Below are 8,484 nucleotides of genomic sequence, written 5' to 3'. Positions count from 1 at the left end.
ATCAAGTATACCGAGCGCCTGGCCGAAGCGGGCATCGAGCCCTCCGTCGGCAGCATCGGCGACTCTTACGACAACGCTCTCGCCGAGACGATCAACGGCCTGTACAAGACCGAAGTGATCTATCGACGCGGGCCATGGCGCTCGTTCGAGGCCGTCGAGTTCGCGACGCTGGAATGGGTCGACTGGTTCAACAATCGCCGGCTGCTGGAGCCCATCGGCAATATCCCGCCGGCCGAAGCCGAGGAGCGCTACTACGCTATGCTCGAAGAGCCGGCCATGGCAGCGTGACTCAAACCAAAATGCCTCCGGCAATCCCGGCGCGGTTCAAGGGTTCGAGACTGGAGGCAGTTTCCTCAACCCATGCAACTGTCCCGGGCTTTCAAAAGGTGGCTGCGGAGACAGCCATTTGGCAGGAGACTCTTACACCTTTCTTCTTCGAAACTGAGGTGGCCCCGCTGGCAGCTTCGCTGGACGGTGAGGTCGTTAGAGACCTTGCGGGGGCTAAGATTTCCTCGGAGGTGTGCAAGTACGCTCGCGAGGCGGTTAGGCATCATCGTGTCATCTATCTCGACATCGGGTCCCGCGCCCTGTTGTTTGGCGATGCATTGCAGGTGTGTGCTCTTTTTATCACCGCGACAACGGCCGGCGTCCGTTTCTTGGCCGTATTTTCCGAACCGGGACGCCGAGACGTGCGCCGTGTCTCGTGGCTTGAGGGCGATGATTCGCTGCTGACGGATCAGTTTCACGACGAGGACGTAATGAAGCTATGGGCCGACATGGGGTTCGAGGGGCGACTTCCTTCGCGGCGTCTCGCGGAGGTTGCGCGCGATACGGGCGTGGATTTGAAGGAGGTCCTGCAGGACTTGGAAGATTTCGCTTATTTGGCGACGACCTATGCTCTCACCGAAATGGAGGCTGCCGACGGGCGGGCTTGGGAAATGCTGCCGCATCTACCAGCGGGACATGAACGGCGGTTGAGCCGGAAATCAGCAGCGACGGCAAAGAAGTTCAGCCTATTCCGGGTCTGGCGGCTGACCGCACGCCGCCTGGATCGAGGTCAGCAGGTGGGTTCTAGTGAAGGCTGGAAGCTGGGCCGCCGTGTCAAAGTATCCGGCCACTATCGTCTCCAGCCCTGCGGGCCGAAGTGGAGTCAGCGACGGCTCCGCTGGATCGCGCAGCATGAGCGGGGACCTCTTGATCGCACGCCGCTCACGCCCATCGTCAGGGTCGGCTTATTTCCTCACAGGGAAAATGCGATGTAGATCGCTGCGTTGGACCTCCCTCCTACGATAACACAAGGCCGGCGGCCAACCCTTTGAATTCATCTGGACCTCCGGTCTTTCCATTGAGCTAGGCGGGCTCAAGCAATGAATACCCCCCTCCCCACATGCGTGACGTCTGATTCAAACTGATCGGAACCAATTCGCACCCATGCTGCCTGTGGCGGCTTTGAGAAAGAGCAGACGCGGCTGCTGGATTGGGTGCGACGAGAGCAAGCGCTCCCTGACGCTGTTGACGACGTCGTAGCTATAAATCTCAGATTTTTTCCGTTCCAGTCAGGACAGATGGCCCATGACGAACAAAGTGCATATCATCCGTTGGGTTTCAGATCCGGTCTGCGCGCTACCCGGCGAACCACTTAGCTGCACCGTATGCAATTGGCAGCACCAGCCGGGTGAAGATTGGTCCGCAGGCCTTTCAGCCCGCTATCATGAACTTCCGGAAATCTCCATTGAGCTTTGTATCGGCCGCGCGGAGGTCGCAGGTGTGAGTGGCTACGTTGCTATAGTATCAGGAAGAGATTTAAGACCCTTCCGCCATCTCTTCGCAACTCTCCATAGTGCCATGCTCGCGGCCGAGACGATGGCTTCACAACTCATCTGCGAAAGACAGAGGGAACTGACATCGCAGGAGCAGCGTAACGGATAGTGGTTCTACCGTCCTCCTACGGTTTCCAGACTACCCCGCCAGGCTTGTCGCGCGACTCCATGTCCGGCACATGATCAACGCAGAGCATGGGCAGGCCGTTCGTGAGAAACATCTGGCCACGGCGAGTCCACACCGGAAGAAGACGAAGGATCTTCCGCTGGCGCATCGACTTCGGAAGTTCTGCTGCTGATGTGATCAGGGCCCCAGGCGGGGCTGCCAAAATTTCTGTTTCGAGATCGGCCCAAGCATCCATCGCCTCGATTTCCCGCAGGTAAATCGCCAGCGGCAATGAGAGCCGATCAACCTGATGCCATTTGGCGCGAACGACCGGAGTGTCGAGTCTACCCCTATTGCGGATGAGGAATGCGACAACCTGACTAATATCTTTCGCGAGGAACCGCGTTGACGGCCGATACTCTTGTTCAAGCTCGCCGGAAAGCGCCGCGCCTGTTTCGGTGGCATCAAGCGCCCAATTGCCACCCAGCCCTCTATTCGATCCCAATGTTTGACGCGCGCCCTGAACGTCTCCGAGAGTCCTCCCCCCCGACCAAGAGAGAATGAGACGTGACCTGCGCTCGAAGATCAGACGGATCAAAATAAGCATTACAATCAAGGGCCAGAGCGGCTTGAAGATATGACGCCGTCTCGTATAACGTGTCGCCCGTTTTAGGGCCAGTCTGCTGCAACGTCGGTTCTTTCGATCAACGGGCTGCTTGGTCGCCCAGGCACCTGGGGGAGCAACTTGGTTTACGTGGCGATCTTGCCAGCGTGCCTGGCAGAGAACCTCATTTGCAACCATGATGGCCCTCCCCTGGTTCCAGCGAAAACGGCGTGTCGCGAAGGACCACGCGATCCTCCTGGCGACAGAGATAATGATCCAGCCAACGGCGCAGTCCGGCGACCATCTGCTCGCCTTTGCCGGACTCGGCTAATGCTAGGATTGCGGCTCCCAACGTATATTTCACTTGGTTGCGTGTTCTCCGGTTCGCCTGATCCAGGGACCGGCGTAACCGTGCGGTCCTAGCCTTGGCCCTGCGCTCGCGCAGCCGTGCCAGTTCAAGCTTCTGTTCTATCGCGCTCGCCATCATCGCCCTCCGGTAGCCGGTGCCTCTGGAACGATCTTTTGGTCGGATTTGCGCCGGCGCAAGAGCCGACACAACATTGTGGTATGAAGGAAGAAAACACAGACGACAGGCTCGCCTATACATTCCTTGCGGAACGTCGCTCGATAAGAGATCCGACATCTGCCGAACTTGGAACGCGAGGGCACGCGTATTGCTCCAAAAGCCGACCCGTTGCGCCCTAGGGCTGGAGGTCTTCATGAGTGATTTTTTCAGGGTGCAGCTTGGTGTCGTTTCGAGATCCGAAGGACATTCGGCAGCAAAGCGTTCAGCGTACCAGTCGTGCGGCAAGATCGTGGACCACGAGGGGCGGATGTTTGACTTTGCCCGCAAGGCCCCGGAGCACGTCAAAACGATCATGCTCATCCCCCAAAGCGCTCCTGTCTGGGCGAGCACACCGGAGAGCCTGTGGCAGCGTGCCGCCGCGGCCGAAAAGCGCGTAGACGCCCAAGAGGCGCGCATTGTGGATTTCTCTATGCCGCGCAGCGTGCCAGCCCGCCTATGGGAATCCTGCGTCCGCTACGTCTATCGTCCATTCATCGACATGGGCATGGTGATGCAGGTGGACATCCACGACAGTCCGGCAAGCGACGGCGGACGGAACGTCAACGTTCATGGGCTGGCAACACTCAGGGGATTCAACGGCGGCGGGTTCACGACGAAGAAAAATCGAGCTTGGAACGAATTCTTCCGCGAACGCAACGGCAGGGTGATCCGGGAGCAGTTCGCCGAACGCCTAGCGACGTTCTGCCGACAGCACGGCGTCCTCTACAACGGTGATCCGCGTTCGAATGCCGAGCGGAATTGGCCTGCGCCAGAACCGAACTTGCCTAGGTGGAATTTCGAGGTGTTGGCTCGCACGGGCGAACTGCCTAAGGCGCTGGCATCCCTTCAGGATCACCGCAGGCTGCGTCGCCGGTGGGAAGCGGCACAGGCCGAGGCGATCGAAGCAGCCTTCCAACTAGAGAAGATCAATAGGCGCTTATGGGAGCGACGGGAGCGACGGCAGCGTCACCTTGTACCGGCCCGACCGACAGCCGCGCGGGAGGACAGGCCTGACCGCCGGGCTGCCACCCTCCGCGCTTGGCATGAAGCACAGGACTGGATCGATGCCGACGCCGTGGGGGCCATCAAATCTACCCGTTTCGATACCGTAAGAAGGTGCCTGTGGATTGACCTGAACGACGGCAGCACGATTATTGATCGAGGCGATGCGATTGGCCTGCGGGGCCGTCTCACATGGCAAGCCGCCATCGAAACAGCTGCCGCCGCCGAACGGCATGGCTGGACCGAGGTGCGGGTGTTCGGCGATCAAGCCTACAAGGACGCTGTAACCGTGGCCGCCGTGTTGCGCGGGCTTAGGGTAGTCAACCATGACCTCTCACAAGAAGCGCGGGCTGAACTTGATCGACTTCTGGCCGAACAAGCTGAACGAGAGGCGACCTTTAAGTCGCAGGAAAGCCTCGAAGTAGCGAGCCAATATGAAAGCTTCCCTCGTATCGGAACGAGCCGGGAGATCCATTTGAAGCTTACGCAACGATCTTTCGTAAAGGGCGTTCCTCCCGCGACCGATCCCGATACCAAGGTGTTAGCGAGGGTCCTGAAGCCCACATCCGCAGCCCCACTCCCAGACTCCGCCATACGCAATTCCCTGGCGCGACCATCTAACCCACGCTGAGGTCAATGACGTTGCCGAAGCGATTGGAGGCTCTGCCGTTGCTTTGATCTCGGACATGACCTTTTTGCTCAATTGTCTTATCCAGACAGTGCCGCGCTGAGTGACTCGCGCGGGCACAGGCTCCGTCGAAGAGGGCCGGACAGATCGGGTGGGCGAAGGGAATGAATGCAGTCGAGATCGAGGAAGCCGTAACTCAACTAGCAGAAGCGCCCTTCGATTGTGAAGAGTTCGCCTTCGCGTTCCTGGCCGCGTTCGGCAACAAGGAAACAACAATCAAGCGGCTGCGCAGCGGCTCATCAAATTCGTCGGACGTTTCCGGTGGCGTCCTGCAGCGCAACAACATCCATATCGCTACCTGTCCGGAAGGGCAGGTTGGTGACGTGCTGACAGCGCTCCGGAGCAGTCCGAGAACCGCAGCCAATAAGGCTCGGTTCATCCTAGCTACGGATGGTTTGACGTTCGAGGCGGAAGATCTGATCAGCGGTGAAACGGTCGCCTGCGAATACGCGGACTTCCCGAACCATTTCGGCTTCTTCTTGCCGCTCGCTGGCATTACTACAGTTAAGCAAATCCGCGAAAGTGCGTTCGACATAAGGGCGACGGGTCGCCTGAACCGCCTTTATATCGAACTCCTAAAGGACAACCCTGAGTGGGAATCGAGCGCGCGCCGGCGGGACATGAATCACTTCATGGCGCGTTTGATCTTCTGCTTCTTCGCCGAAGACACCGATATCTTCCGTGGACAAAACCTGTTCACACGAACCGTCGAGCAGATGAGCGCGCGCGACTCCTCGAACACCCATGAAGTGATCGGAGAACTGTTCCGCGCTATGAACACTAAGATCGCCGACCGCGCAGCCGCCAAGCTTCCACGCTGGGCTGATGCTTTTCCCTACGTCAATGGCGGTCTTTTCTCCGGCAGCATGGACGTGCCGCGTTTCAGCAAACTTGCTCGATCGTACCTTATTCACATTGGCAATCTCGACTGGAGGCAGATCAATCCCGACATCTTCGGTTCGATGATCCAGGCTGTAGCTGATGACGAGGAGCGTGGTGCGCTCGGTATGCACTACACAAGCGTTCCAAATATCCTCAAGGTCCTGAACCCGCTCTTTCTCGATGATCTCCGCGCGCGTCTGGAGGAGGCTGGCGATAACGCCCGAATGCTGCTGAACCTCCGGAAACGCATGGCCAAGATCAGGGTATTTGATCCGGCCTGCGGGTCCGGGAATTTCTTGGTTATCGCGTACAAAGAAATGCGGGCGATCGAGGCCGAAATTAATCGTAGACGCGGTGAGCCGGACCGCCGCACGGAGATTCCGTTGACCAACTTCCGCGGAATCGAATTGCGTGATTTCCCGGCCGATATCGCGCGCCTGGCGCTCATCATCGCAGAGTACCAGTGCGACGTGCTCTACCGAGGGCAGAAGGAGGCTCTCGCCGAGTTCCTGCCATTGGACGCCATGAATTGGATTACTTGCGGTAACGCGCTGCGACTCGATTGGCTGAGCATTTGTCCGCCGACTGGGACCACAGTTAAGTTCCAAGCTGACGACCTGTTCCATGCGCCGCTCGATCAGGCGCAAATCGATTTCGAGAATGAGGGCGGGGAAACGTACATTTGCGGCAATCCACCCTACAAGGGGAGTAAATGGCAGTCCGCCGAGCAGAAATCCGATCTCGCAAATGCTTGGGCCAAACATCCACATTTGGCGAGGACTACCGATTTCGTCTCCGGTTGGATCGCCCGCTTTCTCGATTATTGCGAACGGGTTCCAGAAGCTGTAGCCGCTTTCGTGACCACAAACAGCATATGTCAAGGGCAGCAAGCCTCCGATATTTGGCCCGCTGTTTTTAGGCGAGGAATCGAAATTCGATTTGCACACTCGCCGTTCAAGTGGAGGAACCTGGCGAGCCACAATGCTGGTGTAACGGTTGTCATCGTTGGACTATCGAAAGCAGCCCTAGGCACCAAGAAAGTCTACAGCGATGGCTTGGTGCGAGAATGCTCTGTCATTGGCCCATATCTGGTTCCCGACAAGAGCGATGTAGTTACAAAGCGAAGCGAACCGATAGGTCCGCATTCCCCGATGCTTTTTGGAAATATGCCCCGTGACGGCGGGCATCTGTTCTTAACGGTGGATGAGGCAGAGCGGTTAAAGAACAATCCTTCGACTGCAAAGTTCGTGAGACGTTTCATTGGCGCCGATGAATTGATTAGCGGGAAGGTGAGATACTGCATCTGGATCGAAGATGCGGACGTGGAGGAAGCACAAGGCGATCCGTTCATTGCCGGCAGACTCCACGCAGTTGCCGAAAGCCGCATGAACTCTGACGCGAAATCGACACGTGACTTTGCAAAAAAGCCACATAGATTTGTGCAGATTGGCGGAACCGCGACGAAACATTCCATCCTTGTCGCCGGCGTTAGCTCCGAGAATCGCGAGTATATTCCCTTCGATTACGTAACAGCTGACTGCATCGCGTCGAATAAGTGTTTTGCGCTATACGATGCGGATATTTGGAATGCAGCGATTATCTGTTCTCGCCTTCACTGGGTGTGGATAGCGACTGTATGTGTCCGTTTGGAGATGCGGTTGTCCTATTCGAACACGGTGGGTTGGAACAACTTTCCGGTCCCAGAACTAACTGCGAAGAATAAGGCAGACCTAACCCGCTGTGCTGAGGACATCCTGCTGGCACGAGAAGCTCATTTCCCCGCTACGATTGCTGAGCTCTATGATCCGGAGATGATGCCACACGATTTGCGCGCTGCTCATGAGCGCAACGACGAGGTGCTTGAGCGCATCTATATCGGTCGGCGCTTCCGCAATGACACTGAGCGGCTGGAGAAGCTCTTCGAGATGTACACGAAGATGACCAAGGGCAAGAGGGTGGCATGAGCGAATTCAATCGCATGACGCTTGTTGCCGCCGCAGAGGTGGTGTCCGACTTCCATTCCCACAGCGACCTTGACGTCCTAGCCGTCCAATGGGGCATTTCGGATCGGTGCGGCGGCTCCAGCAAGGCGGCACGAGTAGCAAGCCTGTCTCGGACCGCCATTGATGAGGAGATCGAGGTCTACACGGAAGCCGGGGTCGTTGACCTAAAGAGGGCCCTAGTCGAGACAGCAATTAAGGCGCCTGACAACGTCAAGCGTAGCCAAAGTTGGAGGAAGCTTACAGCTGGCTTACGTTTCGATGGGTTCGAGATTGTCGAGACAAGGACCGAAATTAAGCCCGCCCATCCTTGGGAGCAACCACGCACCCAAAAGCGGATAGATCTGGTGAGGATGCTACCTGACGACGTGCCGGAACTCGCGTTTCGGGAGGCCGAAAGCGAGATAGTCGCTCTGTTAGATCGCCATGGCTTTCATGTCGCTAAGGGACACCTGAAACAGGCGATGGCTGCATTTCAGCGGGGAGAATGGGCATCGTCCAATGGAGCGCTTCGGAATTTCTATGAAAGTTACTTGAACGAGGTGGCGGAGCGCTTGGGTTGCGCCCCGGAGAAGGACAGCCAGGCAAAGCGGAACTTTCTGGGCGGCGGTGTGCAACCGCCGTTTCTGCTCGCTGACTACAACGAGTGGGACGGCCAGAAGACGCAGTACGTCCAAGCCCTCATGAACAGGATGCATCCGCACGGTGGTCACCCTGGCCTGTCGGAAGAGGACGATGCGACGTTCCGTCTCCAGATCAGCTTGATTACGGCTCGATTGTTCCTCCGTCGCTTCGATGCGAGGGTTCGGTAAAGGGC

The 8,484-nt window shown here is 57.6% G+C and carries 6 protein-coding genes; 5 read left to right on the top strand and 1 reads right to left on the bottom strand.

The window, feature by feature from the left end:
* Positions 1-288, top strand: a 288-nt coding sequence (locus L630_RS0109540) for an integrase core domain-containing protein (protein ID WP_024848032.1), incomplete at its 5' end; no start/stop codon positions are given.
* A gap of 98 nt (positions 289-386) precedes the next feature.
* Positions 387-1,262 carry a hypothetical protein gene (locus L630_RS0109535; RefSeq protein ID WP_144708988.1) on the top strand — a complete coding sequence of 292 codons (876 nt, stop codon included), beginning with the start codon at positions 387-389 and terminating at the stop codon, positions 1,260-1,262.
* Between the two features lie 683 nt (positions 1,263-1,945).
* On the opposite strand, the gene L630_RS0109530 is transcribed toward L630_RS0109535, so the two are convergent.
* Entirely contained in the window at positions 1,946-2,728 is a 783-nt protein-coding gene (locus L630_RS0109530; RefSeq protein ID WP_144708990.1) for a hypothetical protein, read from the bottom strand.
* Between the two features lie 521 nt (positions 2,729-3,249).
* On the opposite strand from L630_RS0109530, the gene L630_RS0109520 reads away from it, so the two are divergent.
* The 3 genes from L630_RS0109520 (at position 3,250) to L630_RS0109510 (ending at position 8,479) form a co-directional block, all read left to right on the top strand.
* Positions 3,250-4,728: a MobA/MobL family protein gene (locus L630_RS0109520; protein WP_024848029.1), complete on the top strand. Its 1,479-nt coding sequence runs from the start codon at positions 3,250-3,252 to the stop codon at positions 4,726-4,728.
* Between the two features lie 161 nt (positions 4,729-4,889).
* On the top strand, positions 4,890-7,631 hold the full coding sequence (locus tag L630_RS0109515; RefSeq protein ID WP_024848028.1) for a DNA methyltransferase: 2,742 nt from the start codon (positions 4,890-4,892) through the stop codon (positions 7,629-7,631).
* The gene (locus tag L630_RS0109510) at positions 7,628-8,479 is read left to right on the top strand and encodes a hypothetical protein (RefSeq protein WP_024848027.1); all 852 of its coding nucleotides are present in this window, start codon (positions 7,628-7,630) and stop codon (positions 8,477-8,479) included. Before L630_RS0109515 ends, L630_RS0109510 begins: the two co-directional genes overlap by 4 nt.
* The last annotated feature ends 5 nt before the right edge of the window (positions 8,480-8,484 follow it).

This window comes from Aminobacter sp. J41 (assembly GCF_000526635.1).
Taxonomy (GTDB): domain Bacteria; phylum Pseudomonadota; class Alphaproteobacteria; order Rhizobiales; family Rhizobiaceae; genus Aerobium.
This window is presented reverse-complemented; position numbering and strand designations above follow the sequence as displayed.

Bases quoted from the DNA above. Each gene is read 5' to 3' on its own strand.
- L630_RS0109510 (WP_024848027.1), top strand. From the start codon at position 7,628: ATGAGCGAATTCAATCGCATGACGCTTGTTGCCGCCGCAGAGGTGGTG.
- L630_RS0109520 (WP_024848029.1), top strand. From the start codon at position 3,250: ATGAGTGATTTTTTCAGGGTGCAGCTTGGTGTCGTTTCGAGATCCGAA.
- L630_RS0109515 (WP_024848028.1), top strand. From the start codon at position 4,890: ATGAATGCAGTCGAGATCGAGGAAGCCGTAACTCAACTAGCAGAAGCG.
- L630_RS0109530 (WP_144708990.1), bottom strand. From the start codon at position 2,728: ATGGTTGCAAATGAGGTTCTCTGCCAGGCACGCTGGCAAGATCGCCAC.